This is a genomic window from Streptomyces marispadix (genome assembly GCF_022524345.1).
Lineage (GTDB): Bacteria > Actinomycetota > Actinomycetes > Streptomycetales > Streptomycetaceae > Streptomyces > Streptomyces marispadix.
This window is the reverse complement of record NZ_JAKWJU010000002.1, coordinates 1,602,569-1,620,975: the sequence shown is the minus strand read 5'-3', so window position 1 is coordinate 1,620,975 and position 18,407 is coordinate 1,602,569. Positions and strand designations below refer to the sequence as shown.

Here is an 18,407-nt window from a genome sequence, read left to right as displayed (position 1 = left end):
GACCGCACGGCAATGCCCACCGTCCGCGAGGCGGCGCTCGACGTGATGCGCCGATACGACCTGACCACCGTGTTCGCCAATCCCGGTTCCACGGAGGTGCCGTTCCTCGCCGGGCTTCCCGACGACATCCGCTTCGTACTGGCGCTCCACGAGGGCTCCGTCGTCGGTGCCGCCACCGGCTACGCCATCGCCCGTGACGCGCCCGCTCTCGCGCTGCTGCACACCACCGCGGGCCTCGGCAACGCGGTGGGCGCGCTGTGCACCGCGCGGGTCAACCGTGCGCCGCTCGTCGTGGTCGTAGGGCAGCAGGACCGGCGCCATCTCGTACAGGAGCCGTTCCTCGCGGGGCGGTTGGAGCAGCTCGCGGGCGACCATCCGGTGCGTACGGAGACGCCGCCGCGTGCGCAGGACGTGCCCGGAGCCATCGCGAGGGCGGCGCACGCCGCCCGTACGCTGCGGGGCCCGGCGGTGGTGATCGTCCCCATGGACGACTGGGCGTGCCCTGCCGAGGAGTTGCCGCTTCCCGCACCGGCCGAGCTGCGCCTCTCCGACGCCGCGGACCCCGGTGACGTACGGGACGTGGCCGAACTGGTGGGCGCGGCCTCCGCGTTGGGGCTCGTCGTGGGGGCCGGGGCCGACCACCCGGGGACGTGGGAGGCGTTGACGCGGCTCGCGGAGCGGACCGGGGCCGAGGTGTGGCAGGAGTCGTTCGGGGCGCGGGCGGGCTTCCCACAGGACCATCCGCTCTTCGCGGGGCACCTCCCGGCGGACCGCACCCGGCTGAGAGAGACCCTCGGGCCCTACGACCTGGTGCTGACCGTGGGGGCACCGGTCTTCCGCCAGTATCCGTACGAGGAGGGCCCGTTGGTACGGCCCGGCACACGGATCGTCCTCGTCACCGACGACCCGGCGGAGGCGCACCGGGCGCCGGCGCAGCTCGCGGTGGTGGCCCGACTGCCGTCGTTCTGCGCGGCGTTGGCGGACTCCGTGGACGGCAGCCGTACGAGCGGGGGCGGCCGTACGGGCGGCGAGCGGTCCCGTCGGGGCGGGGCATCCCGAAACCGAAGGGCCGCGCCGCCTGAGCCTCCCGCGGAGGGCGAGCCGCTGCGGGCCGCGCATGTGCTGGCGGAGCTGGCCCGGCGGCTGCCCCCTGAGACCGTGCTGGTGGAGGAGACCCCGTCCAGCCGCCCTGACCTTCACGCCCTGGTGCCCGCGCGGCGCCCCCTGGGGTTCCTCAGCGCGGCGATGGGCGCGCTGGGCTTCGCGCTGCCCGCTGCCGTCGGCGTACGCATGGCGGCGCCGGAGCGTCCGGTGGTGGCGGTCGTGGGGGACGGGTCGGCGCTGTATCAGATTCAGGCACTGTGGACCGCCGCGCGATACCGGGTGGGCGTCGTATTCGTCGTTCTCGCGAACGGCCGTTACGCGATAATGGACCGGCTCGCGGAGAAGCACCAAGACACCGCGCCATGGCCGGACTTCGAAGAGGTCAGTGTCTCCGGCATGGCGGAGGCACTGGGATGTTCCGCGCGGCGCGTGACCGGACATGCGGAACTGCTCGCGGAATTGGACGCACTGCTGCCCGAACTGGCCCACAGCACAAGGCCGGTGGTTCTGGAAGTCGCGGTGAAGGCCGACGAGGTCTTCCAGCCCTGACTTCCAGTCCTGGCTTTCATCCTTGAAACCCGGCAGCCCTGAATCGACCTCGTGATTCTCCCCGCGCTGCCGTAGCGGTACCGCGGCAGAGGTACTGCCGTATCGGTTTCGCCGTATCTGTGGCGGCAAATGAAAGCCGTCGGCGGCCGTCCACCGGAATGTTCCCGTGGACGGCCGCCGACGGCGGGCCGCAATGCGGCGCGAATTTGCGAACCACTGAATCGTCCGGCAGGTCCCGAGGAGCCGGATTCCGCCGAACGGTCGCGTCAGTACGGTCCGTTGACGTTGTCGATGGAGCCGTACCTGGCCGCCGCGTAATTGCACGCGGCCACGATGTTCGCGACGGGGTCGGTCATGCTGTCGGCCGTGCCCTCGACGTGGTAGGCGTCGAAGGTGGGCTTGATGGTCTGGAGCAGACCCTTGGACGGGGTGCCGTTCTGGGCGTTGATGTCCCAGTTGTTGACGGCGTTCGGGTTGCCGCCGGACTCCCGCATGATGTTCCGCTTGATGCCGTCGTAAGTCCCGGGAATGCTCTTCGACTTCATGATGTCGAGAGCCTCGCGGATCCATCCGTCGAGGGTGTTCCCGTACTTCGAACCGGACGTGTGCGTGCCGCCGGCCTGCGGTGCCCCGCCGCCCTGCGGCTGGCCGCCCTGGTCCTGGGCCTCGCCGGAGAGGGCGAGCCTCTGGCCCGGGTGGATCAGGTCGGGGTCTGATCCGACGGTCTTGCGGTTGGCCTCGTAGAGCTTCCGCCAGCCGCCCTCGGTGTCGTGCTCGCGGGCGATCGCGGCGAGGGTGTCGCCGGTCGCGACGGTGTACTGCTCGTCGTCGCCCTTCTCGGACTTCTTCTGCTTCGCCGCGGGCTTGGCCTTCTCGGAGTCCGAGGAGAGATCCGGTGCCGCGCTGTCGCTGCCGAGCCCGGCCTTCGGGCCGCACGACGGCCAGGCCCCTGCGCCCTGGCTGTCGAGCACCTTCTCGCCGACCTTGATCTGCTCCTCCTTGGTGGCCTGGTCTGCGCGCGGCGCGTACTCCGTGCCGCCGTTGGCGGCCCAGGTGCTCTGGCTGAACTGGAGGCCGCCGTAGTAGCCGTTGCCGGAGTTGATGGACCAGTTCCCCGAGGACTCGCACTGGGCGACCTTGTCCCAGGTGTCGACGGAGGCGGCGTGAGCGCTGCCGGTACCGACGAACGGAAGGGCGAGGCCCGCACCGCCGGCGGTAATGGCGAGGGAAGTGCGCGACATTCTGCGCGTGATACGGCGATTGGGCTGACGACGGTGTCGACCGCGTCCGGACATAGGGCTGTTCCTCTCCTGCGCCTGCGAGGTGAGCTGTCGGATTCGGGCTGGAGTTGCCCGGCCGCGGCGAATGCGAGGGGGCATTCGCATACGGCTTCACCCCTAGCCGTGCGCACCTTGGGTGCGGAACGCGCGGCACTTACTTTGGGTCCCCCGCTCCTGCCGGGCTGGGATTGCGTTGTTTTCCGCCGCTGGGCGGCAGGATTAGGCGTCCCGGCAGCGGACCACCGCACGGGAGACGCGGTGGGGTTGCACGTTAATCAGAAGAAAATCGTCTTCACAAGAAAGCTGAGTGCACCGAGGAGAGGGAAGATCACCGGAATTGGCCGGCAGTCGGCACCGGTTGATGCTCCATAGTCCTTGCGAAGCAAGGGAATTGAGAATGCGGCCCGACGGGCGGCAATGGCTTTGTGACTCTGGTCACTGATTGCCTGTGGCGCGAATCACGCGGACCCCGATGTCTCCTCTTGGGCGTCCACGCGGTGGTAGCGGCGTTCCGGGCGGCCCGTGGTGCCGTATCGGAGGGTCACGCGGGCGGTCCCCAGGGAGACGAAGTGCTCCAGATAACGGCGGGCGCTCACGCGCGAGAGCCCGCTGCGCTCGGCGCACTCGGAGGCGGACAGGCCGGAGCTGCCGCCGGCGGCCTCGAGGGTGGCGCGCACCAGCTCCGCGGTCTGCTCGGTGAGGCCCTTGGGCAGGCGGGCCGGGGTGTGGGCCGCGGGGGCCGCGGGGTGCGGGGACGTGGCCGTGGCTGCGTCGGCCGTGCCCGTGGCGGTGCGGGCCCCGTCCGTGCCGTCCGGTGCCGCTTCGCCGGGCGCACCCGCGAAGAGCCGGTCGACATCGTCCTGTTCGGGAGCGTGGAGCGCGGCCAGCTCCGCGCGGCGCTCCGCGTACCGGCTCAGCCGCTCCCTGAGGAGCTGCCCCTCGAAGGGCTTGATGATGTACTGCACCGCCCCGCCGCGCTGGGCGCCCCGCACCGTCGCCGCGTCCCGCGCCGCCGTGACGACCAGCACGTCCGGGCTCTCGTCGGGGGCCGCCGTACCGCGGAGCTCGCGCAGGACCTCCAGGCCGGGCACGTCGGGGAGGTACATGTCCAGCAGCACGAGATCGGGCCGGAGTTCGCGCACCGCCGCCAGGGCGTCGTTGCCGCTGTGCACGGCCCGTACGACCGTGAACCCCGGCACCTGTTCGACGAGGGTGCTGTGCAGCCGGGCCACCATGAAGTCGTCGTCGACGACGAGCACTCGGATCACGGCTGCCTCCTCTCCTCTCTCCGCGACGGCAGGCTGGTCGTGTGCGCATGTACGGGATCTACGGGACACGCATGTTCGGAACGGGGCGAATGCGACCTGAGCGCCGAATCGTACGAATCGCGGAACCCGGGGACATTCCGGCCTTGTGGGCGGCTGGGCCCGTAGCGGTCCCGGCGATCAGTGCGGCCCGTGCGGCTGGGCATCCCGGCCGTCCGGTCCGGACGCAGGAAACCATGCCCGACGCACTGCCCGCACACCAAGGCCCCGGGGCCCGTTCACGGCGCCCGCGCGTTCGTTCACAGCCCCCGGTAGGTCACTCCCGTCAGCCGCTCCGAGGCCGCCCAGAGCTGCCCGGCCGCGATGTCGTTCCGCGCCCATGGCGCCCGCCAGGCCGATCCCGGGCCGCCCCGTACCGCGAGGATGCGCGGCCCGTAGAACGAGTCGCTCTGTACGTACGGTGCGGTCGCCGCGTACAGCACCGGTGCCGCCCCCTGGTCGGCGGAGGCCCCGACGGCGTCGGTGACGAGCTTGGTGATCCGTTCACGCCGCGGCTGCCCGGCCAGTCGTGGGCCCTTGGTCTGTAGCTCGGTCCTCGCATAGCCGGGGTGGGCGGCGGTGGAGGTCAGGTCGAGCCCCTTGTTGTCGGCGCGGTGTGCCAGCTCCCGCACGAAGAGCAGATTCGCCGTCTTCGACGCGCCGTAGGCCGCCATGGGCCGGTAGCGGCGTTCGCTGCCGAGGTCGCTCATATCGATGTTGGACAGCACATGGGCCATGCTGGCGACCGTCACGACGCGTGCGCCCGGTGCCGCCAGCAGACGTTCCAACAGCAGCCCGGTGAGGGCGAAATGGCCCAGGTGGTTCACGCCGAACTGCATCTCGAAGCCGTCGGCGGTACGTGCGTAGGGCACCGCCATCAGGCCCGCGTTGTTGATCAGCAGATCGAGCCGTTCGCAGGGCAGGGTGCGGGCGAAGTCCCGTACGGACAGCAGGTCCGCGAGGTCCAGCAGACGCAACTCGGCACGCGCCTCGGGCACTTGGGACATCAGCCGGTCGAGGGCGAGCGCGCCGCGCTGTTCGCTGCGGCAGGCGAGCACCACGCGGGCGCCGCGCCGCGCCAGTTCGCGGGCGGTCACATAGCCGATCCCGCTGTTGGCGCCCGTCACCACAGCGGTGCGTCCGCTCTGGTCGGGGATGCTGCGCGCTGTCCAGCTCATGCGGTTCAGCGTATGGCGGGCGGGCGTACCGCGCGAGGGAGCCGTCCCATACGGGAGCCGCGACCGGGACCGCGACGGCGACCGCCACCGTGACCGTCACCGGGACCGAGGCGCGAACGGGGCTCAGGGCCGTCAGCCGGCGCCCCCACGGCCCATCCGCATGGCATGCGCACCGGCTCGCTCCCCCGCCCGTTCACTGCCGGTCGGTCTGCTCGGGCAGCCCGTCGTGGTGTACGACCAGCGCGGCGGTGACCGGATCAGGGCACTCGGCGTTCGCGAGATGAGCGGCACCCGGAACCTCGATCAGCTTCGCGCCCGGGATGCCGTCGGCGATCTCACGGGCGTGCTCGGGCGGGGTGGCCGGGTCGGCGCCGCCGGCGACCGCGAGCGTCGGCACCGTCACCTCGGCGAGCCGGTCGCGCAGATCGAAGCGCGCGAGGGCGTCGCAGCAGGCCGCGTACCCGGCGGCGTCGGTCCAGCGCAGGTCCTCGATCATCGCGGCACCGTGCGGGGTGCTCTCGTACTCGGACCCGGGGCCGAACCACACGCCAGGCCGCGACGCGATCATCGATTCGGTGCCGTGCGCCCTCACGCCCGCCGCACGCGTGCGCCACGCGGACGGCTCCCCGAAGCGGGCCGAGGAGCACACCACGGAGAGCGAGGTCAGCCGCTCCGGGTTGTGGACCGCGAGGTGCAGTCCGACGGCGCCGCCCAGCGAGACACCGGCGTAGGCGAACTCGTCCCAGCCCTGTGCGTCGGCGGTGCGCAGCACCAGTTCGGCGAGGTGGCCGACGGTGGCGGTGCCGTCGGTGGGGATGAGTTCGCTGGACGAACCGGCCATCGGCTCGGCGGGCGAGGCGCCGTGGCCCGGCAGGTCCCAGCGCAGCACGCGGTGGCTGCGGATCAGCGCCGGGAGCTGGGGTTCCCAGACGGCCAGCGAGGTGCCCAGGGACGGGCCGAGGATCATCGGCTTGCCGTCGGCGGGCCCGTCGAGCCGGTGGTGGGGGAGCGGCACGGCATCGAACGGGACGGAAGCGGTCACGGTGATGTCTCCGGGCCTGCGTGAGCTGCGTGAGCTGCGGGGGTCGCGTGCGCCGTCCGGCGACGCGGGAGATGGGATTCCGTTGCCGATGGTCTTTCACCGCTCTCCGGTGTCGTGGGCCGTGCGCTGATCCGCCGGGGGGTCGGCCGGAGGCACGTCCGGGGGCTGCGCCGGGTGCTCGGCCTGGTGTGCTGTCCGGTGGCCCGGCCCGTCTTCTCTCCGGTCTTCTGCCCCGTTTTCGGCCGGATGCGCTCCTCGATCTGATCCCGGCTCCGCTTCCGGGTGTCCCTGCGGTTGCGCTCCCGGGCCCGCCCCCGCCGTATGCACGGGTCCCGGCCCCCGCGCCGCAGCGCGCGATCGGTGAGGGCCGCCGCGGAGCCCGTGTACCGCGTGGGGTCCGTCAGATCGTGCAGCCGCTCCTGGGAGAGCATCTCCCGCAGGGCGGGCTCTTCCTCCTCCAGCGCCTCGTCCAGCGTGATGCCCTCGTCGACGGCCTTACGGGAGGCGGCGTCGAGGAGCTTGCGTGCGCGGGCACGGCCGAGGAGCGGTCCGAGGGCGGCGGTGAAGCGTTCGCTGACGATCAACCCCTCGGTGAGGGCGAGATGTTCGTGCATGCGGTACGGGAACACCTGGAGCGCTTCGGCGAGTTCGGCCGCGGAGTGCGCGGACCCGCCCGTCAGCCGCAGCAGTTCGCGTACCGGCTGCCACTCGGCGTGCCAGGCGCCCGCGGGCCGTTCGTCCTCGGCTGCCAGCGACGACAGCACCGTCGAGGCGAGGCCGGTGGCCTGCCGTGCGGCGGCGGCGATCAGCGTGGCCCGCACGGGGTTCGTCTTGTGCGGCATGGCGGACGAGCTGCCCCCGCCGCCCTCGGCGACCTCACCGATCTCGCTGCGTGAGAGCACCAGTACGTCCGCGGCGAACTTGCCCAGGGCACCGCACGCGAACGCGCACGCGGTGCCGAGGTCGGCGACCGGGGTGCGCAGGGTGTGCCACGGCAACGGCGGTTCGGCGAGCGGCAGTTCGCGAGCGTAGGCGGCGAGCAGGCGAAGGCCCAGGTCGGTGGCGGGGACGCCGTGCGCCGCGCCGTGCGAGGACTCCTTCTCGGGGCCGTGGCTGCCGGGACCTGTCCTCGGCCGGGAGCCGTCGCCGCCTCCGCCTCCCGCGCCCGTGCTCGCAACCGTGCCTCCCCCGGCCTCGGCGTAAGCGGTGAACGCCGCCAGCGTGCCCGCCGCGCCGCCCAGTTGGACGGGGAGCGCCGCCCGTGCCGCCGACAGCCGGTCGTATGCGTCCAGTACGAGGCTGCGCCAGCCCGCGACCTTCAGGCCGAAGGTCGTCGGCACGGCGTGCTGGGTCAGCGTCCGCCCCGGCATGGGGGTGTCGCGGTGCTCGGCGGCGACGACGGCCAGTTCGCGCGCCGTACGGTCCAGATCGGGCAGTACGGCGTCCAGGGTGCGGGCTGCGACCAGCATCAGCGCGGTGTCGAGCACGTCCTGGCTGGTGGCGCCCCGGTGCACATACGGCGCGGCGTCCGGCCCCACGGCGTCCGTCAGGTCCGCCACCAGGGGAATCACCGGATTGCCGCCGGAGCGTGCGCGCAGCGCCAGGCCGCGTACGTCGAAGCGGTCGGCGCGGGCGGCGTCCGTGACCGCCGAGGCGAACTCCGCGGGCGCCAGTCCAAGCCGGGCCTGGGCCCTGGTCAGCGCGGCCTCGGCGTCCAGCAGGGCCTGAAGGACCGCGGCGTCGCCGGTGGCGGACTCGGCTGCGGAGCCCGCACGGGCGGGTGCCAGCAGACCGTGGTCCTCCGGTCCGGGACCCGGCCTCTCACCGGGGCCGCCGCCGCTGCCGGGGCGGGGCTCCGCGCCTGCGCCTGTGCCGGGGCGGGGCTCCGCGCGGGGGCCGCGGTCGTCTCCGTCCCCCGGCCTGTGGCCCGGATCAGTGGAAGTCAAGGAAGACCGTCTCCTTCTCGCCCTGAAGCCGGATGTCGAAGCGGTACGAGCCTGTGGCGGCACGTTCAGCCGTAGCCACCAGGGTCTCGCGCCGTCCGGCGTCGAGCGAGGCGAGAAGAGGGTCCTCGGCGTGGGCCCGAGTGTCCTCCGGGAAGTACACGCGGGTGAAGAGGTGGTGCAGCAGTCCGCGGGCGAAGACGCACACGCTGATGTACGGCGCGTGCCCCGGGCGTGCGCCGGGCTTGAGCGTGCGTGCCGCCCAGTGCCCGTCCGCGTCCGTCGGCACACGGGCGAAGCCGGTGAAGTCCACGCCGTTACGGCCGAGATGGCCGCCGTCGACGGGGTCCCGCCGCATGGAACCGGGCGCTCCGCCGAGGTCCCCGTCGGGCGCGGCCTGCCACAGCTCGATCAGTGCGTCGGGCACGGGCGCGCCCGACCCGTCGTAGACGTGACCGTGCACCGTGACGGTCTCGCCGTGGCCGGTGGGCGCGACGTCGCCGCCGCCGGGGAAGGGCAGCGCGTATCCGTAGAACGGGCCCACGGTGTGGGACGGGGTCGGCTGAAGCGACGGCTGAGGGGAGGCGCCGCCGGGGGTGTGCGCGCTTGTGTGTGTGCCGTGCATCAGCGGCCCTCCTCGATCCAGGTGGCGGACGGTCCGTCGAGGACGATGTCCCAGCGGTAGCCCAGCGACCACTCCGAGCGCGAGAGCCCGTGGTCGTATGCCGCCACGAGCGCCTGCCGCGCCGACTCGTCGGTGACGGACTGGAGGATCGGGTCGTGGGCGAAGAGCGGGTCGCCGGGGAAGTACATCTGCGTCACCAGCCGCTGCGTGAACGCGGTGCCGAAGATCGAGAAGTGGATGTGGGCGGGCCGCCAGGCGTTCTCGTGATTGCGCCACGGGTACGCGCCGGGCTTGATGGTGGTGAAGCTGTAGCTGCCGTCGTCGCCGGTCAACGTCCGCCCTACGCCCGTGAAGTTGGGATCGAGCGGCGCGGGATGCTGGTCGCGCAGATGTGCGTAGCGTCCGGCGGCGTTGGCCTGCCACAGCTCGATGAGCTGGCCGCGAACGGGGCGGCCCGCACGGTCCAGGAGCCGCCCGGAGACGGTGATGCGCTCGCCGAGCGGTTCACCGGTGTGCTGCCGCGTCAGGTCGTTGTCGGTGTCGGTGACGTCCGTCGGGCCGAACACCGGGGTGTGCAGTTCGACGGTCTCGGGGTCCGGCTCCACCGGGACCAGGGGCTGCTTGGGGTGGCGCAGCACGCTGCTGCGGTACGGGGCGTAGTCGCGGGAGGGATGGGCGGCGGCGGGGGCTCCGGCCGCGCGTGACCTCTCGTAGGCGTCACGCAGCTCGGCGACCTCGCGGTCGATGTCTCGCTGGGTGAGGGTCATGGACGCACTCCCTGTCGGCTCTCGCGGACGGGCACGAGTCGCCGGCCACATGCGGCGGAACCGACGAACCGGCCGCGGAGCAGCTCACGAAATGCTCAGTGTGCTGAGCGATTTCTGCGGAATGGCTCCGACGCTGCCACTGTGGGCGCAGTGCGTCAAGGGTGGTGCGGGTCGGTGAGGCCGAGGTGAGACCGGGTACGCAGGACGGCGGCCAAAGCGCGGGGAAGTCTCGACACCCTGAGCAGTGGGACACCAGAATCAATCAGTGCACGATCGGAAAATCCCGCCGGGGCGGTCCCGTCCCGGGCCGCACGGGGTGGCGGCAGCGGGCGAGGGAGAGCGGGGAGCGCATGGCGGCGGTCGATCTCAGCACGCACCCGGGGCATCTGGCCCGTCGGCTTCAGCAGGCCCACACCCTGCTGTGGGGCGCGATGGTCTCCGAGGAGACGACGTCACCGCAGTTCGCGGTGCTCAACGCGCTGGAGGAGAAGCCCGGCATGGACCAGCGCACCCTCAGCGACCATGTACGTCTCGACCGGTCCACCATCGCCGACCTGGTGGCCCGCCTCGCCGGGCGGGAGCTGGTCGAGCGGGTGCGCGACCCGGAGGACGGGCGGCGCAATGTGCTGAGGCTGACGGAGGACGGCCGCAGACTGCACCGCAGACTCGTCGCCCGCACCGCCCGGATGAACCGCGTCTTCCTCGCGCCGCTCGACGCCGGCGAGCAGGAGACGCTGCTGCGGCTCATCGCGAGGGTGGCGGAGGCGGCGGAGGAGCTGCGCGGCTGAGTCCGGGCCGGGGCGGGAGCCGGTACCGGCCGCCGGGCCGTGGCTCGCTCGCTCCGGCGCCGTACGTGACTCGACTGGCCCGCGCCGGGGCCCGGTCGAGGCGGACCGTGCCCAGGGCCGTTCCGCGCGTGGTGCGCGGTGCGCGGTGCGTGGCGCGCGGACCCCGGACCGCGCCCGCCCTCAGCGCGTGCGGGAGCGGAACACCGGGACGCTCACCCCGTCGTCGTCCAGGCAGCGTCCGCTGCGCAGGTCGAAGCGCTGCTTCAGCAGCGGAGACGCGACGAACGGCACGCCGTCCGCGGAGCCGAGCAGCCCACGGGAGAGGACGTAGGCACCGGTGAACGGGTCCCGGTTGCCCACGACATACGTACGTCCGGCGCGGTCGAGGAAGACCGCGGCCTGCGATCCGTCGCGCAGCAGCGCCGCCACTCCGCGTCCGGGAGTCAGCCCGTCCAGGGCGCACACCGTGAACCAGCCCTGCTCGTCGCGCACTTGGAGACTGCGGGCGGCGACCGCCGCCCCGCCAGTGCCAGTGCCGGTGCCGGTGTCCGCCGCCCCGGCCGCCCCGGCCCTCGTCTCCTCCGTTGCCACGTCCGTCGTCATGTCCGTCGTCATGGTCGTCATCGGGTGACCGTCCCTTCGAGTTCGGCAGTGCGTACGCCACCGGTGGCGCGCACGGGGATGTCCGGGCCGGAGAGAAGCGTCAAGTCCGGCTTGATCTGGTCGCGTTCGGCCACGAAGCGCACCGCGGGGTCGGGAACGTCGGGTGCGTTGACGAACGACACGAAGCGGGCCAGCTTCTCCGGGTCGGCCAGGGTCTCGGACCACTCGTCGCGGTAGTGCGCCACGTGCTCGGCCATCAGCGCCTCCAACTCGCCGCACAGCCCCAGCGAGTCGTGCACCACGACGTCCCTGACGTGCTCCAGCCCGCCCTCGATGCGCTCCAGCCAGGCCGAGGTCCGCTCCAGCCGGTCGGCGGTGCGGATGTAGAACATCAGGAACCGGTCGGTCAGGCGCACCAGTTCGCCGTCGTCGAGGTCCTGCGCGAGCAGGTCCGCGTGGCGCGGCGTCGCCCCGCCGTTGCCGCCCACGTACAGATTCCAGCCGGACGACGTGGCGATCACCCCGAAGTCCTTGCCCATCGCCTCCGCGCACTCACGGGCGCAGCCCGATACGGCCGCCTTCAGCTTGTGCGGCGAACGCAGCCCCCGGTACCGCAGTTCGAGGTCGATCGCCATGCGGACGCTGTCCTGCACGCCGTAGCGGCACCAGGTGCTGCCCACACAGGACTTGACGGTGCGCAGCGCCTTTCCGTACGCGTGGCCCGACTCGAAACCCGCCTCGACGAGGCGTGCCCACACGGCCGGAAGCTGGTCCACGCGGGCGCCGAACAAGTCGATGCGCTGACCGCCCGTGATCTTCGTGTAGAGGCCGAAGTCCCTTGCCACCTCGCCGATCACGATCAGCTTCTCCGGGGTGATCTCACCGCCGGGCACGCGGGGCACGACCGAATACGAGCCGTTGCGCTGGAGGTTGGCGAGGAAGTGGTCGTTGGTGTCCTGCAACGCGGCCTGTTCGCCGTCCAGTACGTGACCGCCGGCGCCGATGGAGGGAGCGAGCGAGGCGATGATCGAGGCCACCGCGGGTTTGCACACCTCGCAGCCCTCGCCGTCGCGTGCCTCCTCGCGGCCGTGGGACTCCAGCAGTTCGGCGAAGGACGTCAGCCGCAGCGTGCGTACGATCTCGTACAGCTCGGCGCGTGTGCGGGCGAAGCAGCCGCACAGCCCCTTGTCGACGGCCACGCCGTTGGCCTCCAGCTCGGCGTCCACGATCTGGCCGACGACCTTGACGCAACTGCCGCACCCCGTACCGGCCTTGGTGCACTTGCGCACCGACGCCGCGTCCGTGCACCCCAGTTCGGAGACGGCGGCGCGGACGGCGCCCTTGTCGACGTGGTGGCAGTTGCAGACGACCGCGGTGTCGGGCAGCGCGGCGGGGCCCAGCCCGCCTGCCCCGCCCGCGGCGGAGCCGTCGCCGCTGCCGGGCGGGAGCACCAGCGACTCCGGCGGTACGGGCGGCACGGTGCCGGTGAGCGCCCGCAGCGTGCCGTAGGACTCGGCGTCGCCGACGAGTACGCCACCGAGCAGCGTCCCCTCGGGGGAGACCACCAGCTTCTTGTAGACCCCCGCGCGGGAGTCGGAGTAGACGACGTCGAGGCTGCCTGCGCCGGCCGCGCCGTGCGCGTCGCCGAACGACGCGACGTCGACGCCGAGGAGTTTCAGCTTGGTCGAGGTGTCGGCGCCGGTGAAGCTGCGGGGCTCCTCCGGCCTGGCGGCGCCCGCCGGCCGGTCCGCGTCCGCCAGCCGGGCCGCGACGGCGTCCGCGGCCGTCTCCGCCATCTCGTAGCCGGGCGCGACAAGCCCGTAGACCGTCCCGTCGGCGGCCTCGGCGCACTCGCCGATCGCATACACGTCGGGGTCGTCCGTGCGGCACCGCTCGTCGACCGTGATGCCGCCGCGCCCGCCCGTGGCCAGACCGGCCTCGCGAGCGAGCTGGTCGCGGGGGCGCACCCCGGCTGCGAAGACGACCATGTCGGTGGGCAGCCGGGACCCGTCCGAGAGCGCCATGGCCGTCACGGCACCCGGGCCGCCTCCGCTGCCGCCCTCGCCGGTGACGATCTCCTCGGCCGCGACGCCGGTACTCACCTCCAGCTCCATCCCTTCGAGGGTGCGGCGCAGCGCCGCGCCGCCTCCCGCGTCGACCTGGAGCGCCATCAGCCGTTCGCTCAACTCGACGATGTGCGTGCGCAGTCCGAGCCCCCGCAGCGCACCCGCGGCCTCCAGGCCCAGCAGCCCGCCGCCCACGACGACGCCGGTGCGTGCCGAGTTCTTCGCGTACTCCTCGATGGCGAGGAGGTCGTCGACGGTGCGGTAGACGAAGCAGCCGGCGGCGTCGCTGCCGGGGACGGGCGGCACGAAGGGATACGACCCGGTGGCCATCACCAGCACGTCGTAGCCGACGGTCAGCCCCGAGCGTGAGGTGACATTGCGGCGCTCGCGGTCGACGGCGACGGCGGGGTCGCCCAGGTGCAGCTCGATGCCGTGCTCGGAGACGAAGTCCTCGTCGCACAGGGCGAGTTCGGCAGGGGTCGTGCCGGAGAAGTACGAGGTGAGCCGCACCCGGTCGTAGGCCGGGCGCGGCTCCTCGCACAGCACCACCACGCGTGCGGCCGCGGTGACGCCGCGAGCGGCCAGGGCCTCCAGGAAGCGCTGACCGACCATTCCATGACCGACCAGCACGATCGTCGGTTTCGCGGTCGCGGTCTTCTGCGGCATCGCGGATGTCGCGGGTGTCCCGGACGTCCTCGGCGTCGCTGTCATCGAAGGGCCTCTCCGTCGTGGGTGAGCAGGTGCAGCAGCGGCTCGGGCGGCAGCGTTTCGCCGGTCTCATAGGTACGGGCGAGCGTGCCGACCGCGGCGAGATCGCCGAGGAGGATGCCGCCGACGAGCCTGTCGTCGCGGACGACGACCTTGCGGTGGACGCCTCGGGTGGCGTCGGTGAGGCTGACGACGTCGTCGTCCTCGCGGGGAAGCGGATCGCCGAACGCGGCCAGGTCCAGGGGCTGTCGGGCCCCTTCACCGCCCGCGAGCGTGAGGCGGGTGAGGGAGCGGGTGCCGCCGTAGGCCGCCGCGGCGGAGCCGTCGGCGATGACGCGGGCCAGGGCGTCGGCCTGCTCCTGCGCCGGTCCGGCGAGCCCGTAGAGGACGCCTCGGTGCTCGGCGCAGTCGCCGACGGCGTGGATGCGCGGATCGCTCGTACGCAGCCGGTCGTCGACGACGACGCCGCGGGAGACGGTGAGACCGGCCGCCTCGGCGAGCCCGGTACGGGGGCGTACTCCGCAGGCGAGCACGACGAGCCGGGCGTCGAGGGCGTGGCCGTCGGCGAGTTGGACGGCGTGTACGGCGCGTGGACCCTGCGGGCGGGTGCGCGTGGCGGGTGCCTGGGGCCGAGAGTCGTGGCCGCCTCCGGGGCGGGCCGTCCGGGCGCCTCCGGCTTCGGACGTGCGCTCGTCGGCGGGTCCCGTGAGCAGACCGCGTACCCGGCACTCCGTATGCACCTCCACGCCCAGCTCTTCCAGGTGGCGCCGCAGCAACTCGGCGGAAGCGGCGTCGAGTTGACGCTCCATGAGGCGTTCGCCCTGATGCGCGAGCACGACCTGCGCGCCGCGGCGGGCCAGCGCCCGTGCAGCGGAGACGCCGAGCAGCCCGCCGCCGACCACCACCGCCGGTATGCCGGGCCGCACCTCCGCGTGCAGGGCGAGACAGTCGTCCATGGTGCGGAACGCCCTCACGCCGTCGGGGAGTTCGCCTCCGCCGGGTGTGAACAGGCCGCGCAGCGGCGGCAGTACGGGGTTGGCGCCCGTGGCCAGCACCAGAGTGTCGTAGGGGAGTACGCCGCCGTCGTCGCACACGACGCGCCGCTCGGCACGGTCGATCCGTACGGCACGCACCCCGCGCAGCCACCGGGCCCGGCTCGCGGGAAGCGCGACGACGTCCGGCGCGTACCGCCCGGCGAGCACATCGGCGAGCAGTACCCGGTTGTACGGGGCGTGGGACTCCTCGCCGACGACTGTGAGATCCACGGCGGCGCCCGCGCCGGGGGCGGCGCCCGCGGCACCCAGCGCCTGGGCGAGCCGCGCCCCGGCCATGCCGCCGCCGATCACCACCACCCGCTGCCGCGCGCTCCGCAAGTCCATGGCAACGAGCCTGCGCGCTGCCTGTTACCCCACCGCATCACCGCTGTTTCCCCAGGGGAACGGTGCCCTCAGCGGGCGGGCAGGCGGTGTGTGAGACGTTCGCGCGGCCGACGGTCAATGTGCTGGTTGGAGGTTCCACAACCTTAATGTCGCTGAAGAAGACGACCGTCATGGTCGACGAGGAGTATCTGCGGATCATCAAGGAAGCGGCGGCTCGTGAAGGCCGTCCGGAGTCCGAGTGCTTCCGTGAGGGCTTCAGGATCGCCGTACTGCGCGCCGCCGCTCTCAACCCCCGCCCGCGCGCAATGTTCACGCGCCCCATAGCTCGGCCCCATCGCATGGGCTCCGTCGCCAACATGCTTCCGGTTCTGCAACTTTGCGCAGGCGGCAGCTTCCCCTCGCGTACTCCGCTCGTCAGGATGCGCCGGGACGGACCGGGCCCGGAGCGAGCGAGGTGGACCATGGCCAGGAACGACGGGACCGAGGCTGCGGGAGAGAAGGACAAGCCCCGCGGGCCGGAGACGACCGCGCAAGACGACGGCACCGGCGGCGCCGGTAACGCAGGGAGCACCCGGAACGCCGGGGAGCCGGCCGGAGCGGAGCCGAGGGAGACGCTGCTGGCGCGCACCGCGCTGCGGTTCACCGCCTTCACGGAGAAGTGGCTTCCGGACGCCTTCGGCTTCGTACTCGTCGGCACGTTCCTGATCTTCGCGCTCGGGCTGTCGACGGGTGAGCGCCCCGCCACGCTCGTCGACTCCTGGGGCAAGGGCTTCTGGTCGCTGATCGAGTTCACCCTCCAGATGGCGATGATCATCATCGGTGGGTACGCGGTCGCGGTCTCGGCTCCCGTCGCGAAGCTGATAGCCAGGATGGCGCGGATACCGCGGTCGCCCCGCGCGGCGATCACCTTCACCGCCGCGGTGGCGATGGCCAGTTCGTATCTCAACTGGGCGTTCAGCCTGGTCTTCTCCGCCATCCTCGCCAAGGAGACCGCCCGCGTCGTACGGGGCGTCGACTACCGCGCGATCGGCGCGATGGCCTTCCTCGGGCTGGGCACGGTGTGGGCGCAGGGGCTGTCCGGGTCCGCCGCGCTCCAGGTCGCCAGCGAGGCCTCCAGCCCCAAGCCCGTGCGGGACGTCATCGCGGAAGGACGCGGCGGCGACGGGGTCATCCCGCTCACCGAGACGGTCTTCACCTGGCAGAGCCTGCTGGCCACGGCCGTGGTCTTCGCCGTCGCCCTCACTATGGCGTGGTTCCTGACGCCGTCGCCGTCGCGGGCGAAGACCGCCGAGGACCTGGGCATCGAACTGCGGCCGCTGGTGGGGGAGAAGACCGTGGAGGCGCGCCGTTCGCGGCCCGGAGACTGGCTGGAGAGCAGCCCCGTCTTCACCGTCCTGATCGGGCTGCTGGGCCTGTGGTATCTCGTACGGCACTTCGCCGCGGCGGAGGGGAACCCGATCGCGGCGCTCGATCTGAACACCGTCAATCTGATCCTGCTGCTGCTGGCGCTGTGCCTGCACTGGCGTCCCATACGGATGGTCGACGCGGTGCGGCGCGGAGCGCCCGCTGCCTCCGGCGTGCTGCTCCAATTCCCGTTCTACGGCGGCATCTTCGGCATGATCGCCTTCACCGGCATCTCCAAGCAGGTGGCGGGCTGGCTGGTCAGCGTCTCCAACGAGGTCTTCTTCGCACCGCTGATCGCCGTCTACTCGGCGGTGCTGGGCGTCTTCGTACCGAGCGGCGGCAGCAAGTGGGTCATCGAGGCGCCCTACGTCATCGACGCGGCGAACCGGCTCCATGTCGACCAGGGCTGGATGGTCGTCGTCTACGACCTCGGCGAGGCGTCGGCGAATCTGCTCCAGCCGTTCTGGATGCTTCCGACGCTGGCGATCCTGGGGCTCAAGGCCCGCGACATCATGGGCTACACCTTCGCGATGTTCCTCGCCTGCTTCCCCGCCGTGCTCGTGATGGTGACCGTGCTCGCGGGGACGCTGCCGTTCCCGTGACGTGCACGGCAGTACGGCCGTACGACAGCGCACCAGTACGGCAGCACCGCAGCGCCGGAGCACGGCAGTACGGCCGCACGACGTCGGGGGAGCGGGCGCGGCGCGTCGGCCACCGGTGACAAGGTGGAGCCATGAGCGACGAGCCCAGGTTCTTGACCGTGCTGACGACGACCGGCAGCGAGGAGAAGGCACGCGAGCTGGCGGCCGGTGCCGTACGCGAACGGGTGGCCGCCTGCGCGCAGATCAGCGCACCCGTCACCTCCGTGTACCGCTGGGAGGGCGCCGTACAGAACGACCCGGAGTGGCAGGTGCTGTTCAAGACGAGCAGCGCTCGCTACGAGGCGCTGGAGGCGTACATCGACCGGGAGCACGACTACGACGTACCGGAGATCATCGCCACCCCGGTGGTGCGCGGCGGCGAGGCGTATCTCGCCTGGGTCGAGGAGGAGACCTCGGCCGGGTGAAGTCCCGGGCCCCCGGGGGCCGTCGGCCTCCGGGGGCGTCCGCGTCGCGGCACGGGCAGGCGCCGGCGGCGGTGCACTCCCCGCCGCGCCCGTACCGTTCGGCCGTTCAGCTCTCCTGCTGCTCTATGACGGCCGGGTCCATCCACACGACCTCCCAGTGGTGGTCGTCGAGGTCGTAGAAGCTGCGCCCGTACATGAAGCCGTGGTCCTGGGGGTCGCCCGCGGCGCGGCCTCCGGCCGCCAGCGCCTTGTCGGCGAGTTCGTCGACGTCCGCTCTGCTGTCGGCGCTCAGCGCGAGCATCACCTCGGTGCTGTTACGGGAGTCGGCGATCTCCTTCTTCGTGAACGACTTGAAGAAGGGCTCCGTGAGCAGCATCGCGAAGATGTCGTCGCTGATGACGAGGCATGCGCAGTTGTCGTCCGAGAACTGCGAGTTGAAGGAGTAGCCGAGCCGGGAGAAGAAGTCCCTGGACTTGTCGAGGTCCTGAACGGGGAGATTGACGAAGATCTTCGTAGACACGTTCTGCCGCCTTTCCGCTGTTTTTCCCTGTACGGATGGAGACCGGGGACGCGGCGGCAACTCATCGCTCCCGGCGGGATT

Annotated in this window: 14 protein-coding genes, 1 pseudogene and 1 riboswitch; of the genes and pseudogenes, 4 read left to right on the top strand and 11 right to left on the bottom strand. The window is 72.1% G+C overall.

All coding sequences use genetic code 11. The annotated features are described in order from the left end of the window. The first annotated feature begins 12 nt into the window (after nt 1-12). Entirely contained in the window at nt 13-1,653 is a 1,641-nt protein-coding gene (locus MMA15_RS06965) for a thiamine pyrophosphate-dependent enzyme (protein ID WP_241058214.1), read from the top strand. A 266-nt stretch (nt 1,654-1,919) separates the two neighbouring features. Here the strand turns inward: MMA15_RS06965 and MMA15_RS27810 are convergent, their stop codons facing one another. The 7 genes and pseudogenes from MMA15_RS27810 to pcaH all read right to left on the bottom strand — a co-directional run bounded on the left by MMA15_RS27810 (nt 1,920) and on the right by pcaH (nt 9,792). Further along, complete coding sequence (locus MMA15_RS27810) at nt 1,920-2,948, bottom strand: transglycosylase family protein (RefSeq protein ID WP_277400063.1); 1,029 nt, start codon at nt 2,946-2,948, stop codon at nt 1,920-1,922. A 5-nt stretch (nt 2,949-2,953) separates the two neighbouring features. Beyond that, a riboswitch (cyclic di-AMP (ydaO/yuaA leader) is annotated at nt 2,954-3,136 on the bottom strand. Nucleotides 3,137-3,391: 255 nt separating this feature from the next. After that, complete coding sequence (locus MMA15_RS06950) at nt 3,392-4,201, bottom strand: response regulator (protein ID WP_241058213.1); 810 nt, start codon at nt 4,199-4,201, stop codon at nt 3,392-3,394. Nucleotides 4,202-4,497: 296 nt separating this feature from the next. Beyond that, nucleotides 4,498-5,415 (bottom strand): oxidoreductase, encoded by a 918-nt coding sequence (locus MMA15_RS06945; RefSeq protein WP_241058212.1) that lies wholly within the window; start codon nt 5,413-5,415, stop codon nt 4,498-4,500. A gap of 193 nt (nt 5,416-5,608) precedes the next feature. Next, nucleotides 5,609-6,457, bottom strand: coding sequence for an alpha/beta fold hydrolase (locus MMA15_RS06940; protein WP_241058211.1), 849 nt, complete (start codon nt 6,455-6,457; stop codon nt 5,609-5,611). Nucleotides 6,458-6,798: 341 nt separating this feature from the next. Continuing rightward, nucleotides 6,799-8,247 (bottom strand): annotated as a pseudogene (locus MMA15_RS06935) (class-II fumarase/aspartase family protein); the annotation flags it as partial. A gap of 142 nt (nt 8,248-8,389) precedes the next feature. Next, entirely contained in the window at nt 8,390-9,025 is a 636-nt protein-coding gene (pcaG, locus tag MMA15_RS06930) for a protocatechuate 3,4-dioxygenase subunit alpha (RefSeq protein WP_241058210.1), read from the bottom strand. Further along, entirely contained in the window at nt 9,025-9,792 is a 768-nt protein-coding gene (gene pcaH / locus MMA15_RS06925; RefSeq protein ID WP_241058208.1) for a protocatechuate 3,4-dioxygenase subunit beta, read from the bottom strand. The genes pcaG and pcaH overlap by 1 nt, the downstream gene beginning before the upstream one ends. Nucleotides 9,793-10,142: 350 nt before the next feature. Here pcaH and MMA15_RS06920 point away from each other — a divergent pair, with 350 nt between their 5' ends. Further along, nucleotides 10,143-10,580, top strand: a complete 438-nt coding sequence (locus MMA15_RS06920; protein WP_241058206.1) for a MarR family winged helix-turn-helix transcriptional regulator — start codon at nt 10,143-10,145, stop codon at nt 10,578-10,580. Nucleotides 10,581-10,760: 180 nt separating this feature from the next. Here the strand turns inward: MMA15_RS06920 and MMA15_RS06915 are convergent, their stop codons facing one another. The 3 genes from MMA15_RS06915 to MMA15_RS06905 are packed head-to-tail and all read right to left on the bottom strand — an operon-like array spanning nt 10,761 to nt 15,336. Further along, nucleotides 10,761-11,204: a nitrite reductase small subunit NirD gene (locus tag MMA15_RS06915; RefSeq protein ID WP_277400062.1), complete on the bottom strand. Its 444-nt coding sequence runs from the start codon at nt 11,202-11,204 to the stop codon at nt 10,761-10,763. Then, on the bottom strand, nt 11,201-13,915 hold the full coding sequence (nirB, locus tag MMA15_RS06910) for a nitrite reductase large subunit NirB (protein ID WP_241063050.1): 2,715 nt from the start codon (nt 13,913-13,915) through the stop codon (nt 11,201-11,203). The genes MMA15_RS06915 and nirB overlap by 4 nt, the downstream gene beginning before the upstream one ends. A gap of 41 nt (nt 13,916-13,956) precedes the next feature. Continuing rightward, nucleotides 13,957-15,336, bottom strand: coding sequence for an NAD(P)/FAD-dependent oxidoreductase (locus tag MMA15_RS06905; RefSeq protein WP_241058205.1), 1,380 nt, complete (start codon nt 15,334-15,336; stop codon nt 13,957-13,959). Nucleotides 15,337-15,482: 146 nt separating this feature from the next. Between MMA15_RS06905 and MMA15_RS06900 the strand changes: the two genes are divergently transcribed. After that, the gene (locus tag MMA15_RS06900) at nt 15,483-17,342 is read left to right on the top strand and encodes a short-chain fatty acid transporter (RefSeq protein ID WP_241058203.1); all 1,860 of its coding nucleotides are present in this window, start codon (nt 15,483-15,485) and stop codon (nt 17,340-17,342) included. Nucleotides 17,343-17,473: 131 nt separating this feature from the next. Next, nucleotides 17,474-17,806, top strand: a complete 333-nt coding sequence (gene cutA, locus MMA15_RS06895) for a divalent-cation tolerance protein CutA (protein WP_241058201.1) — start codon at nt 17,474-17,476, stop codon at nt 17,804-17,806. A 106-nt stretch (nt 17,807-17,912) separates the two neighbouring features. Here the strand turns inward: cutA and MMA15_RS06890 are convergent, their stop codons facing one another. Next, nucleotides 17,913-18,326, bottom strand: coding sequence for a VOC family protein (locus MMA15_RS06890; RefSeq protein WP_241058199.1), 414 nt, complete (start codon nt 18,324-18,326; stop codon nt 17,913-17,915). Between the last annotated feature and the right edge of the window lie 81 nt (nt 18,327-18,407).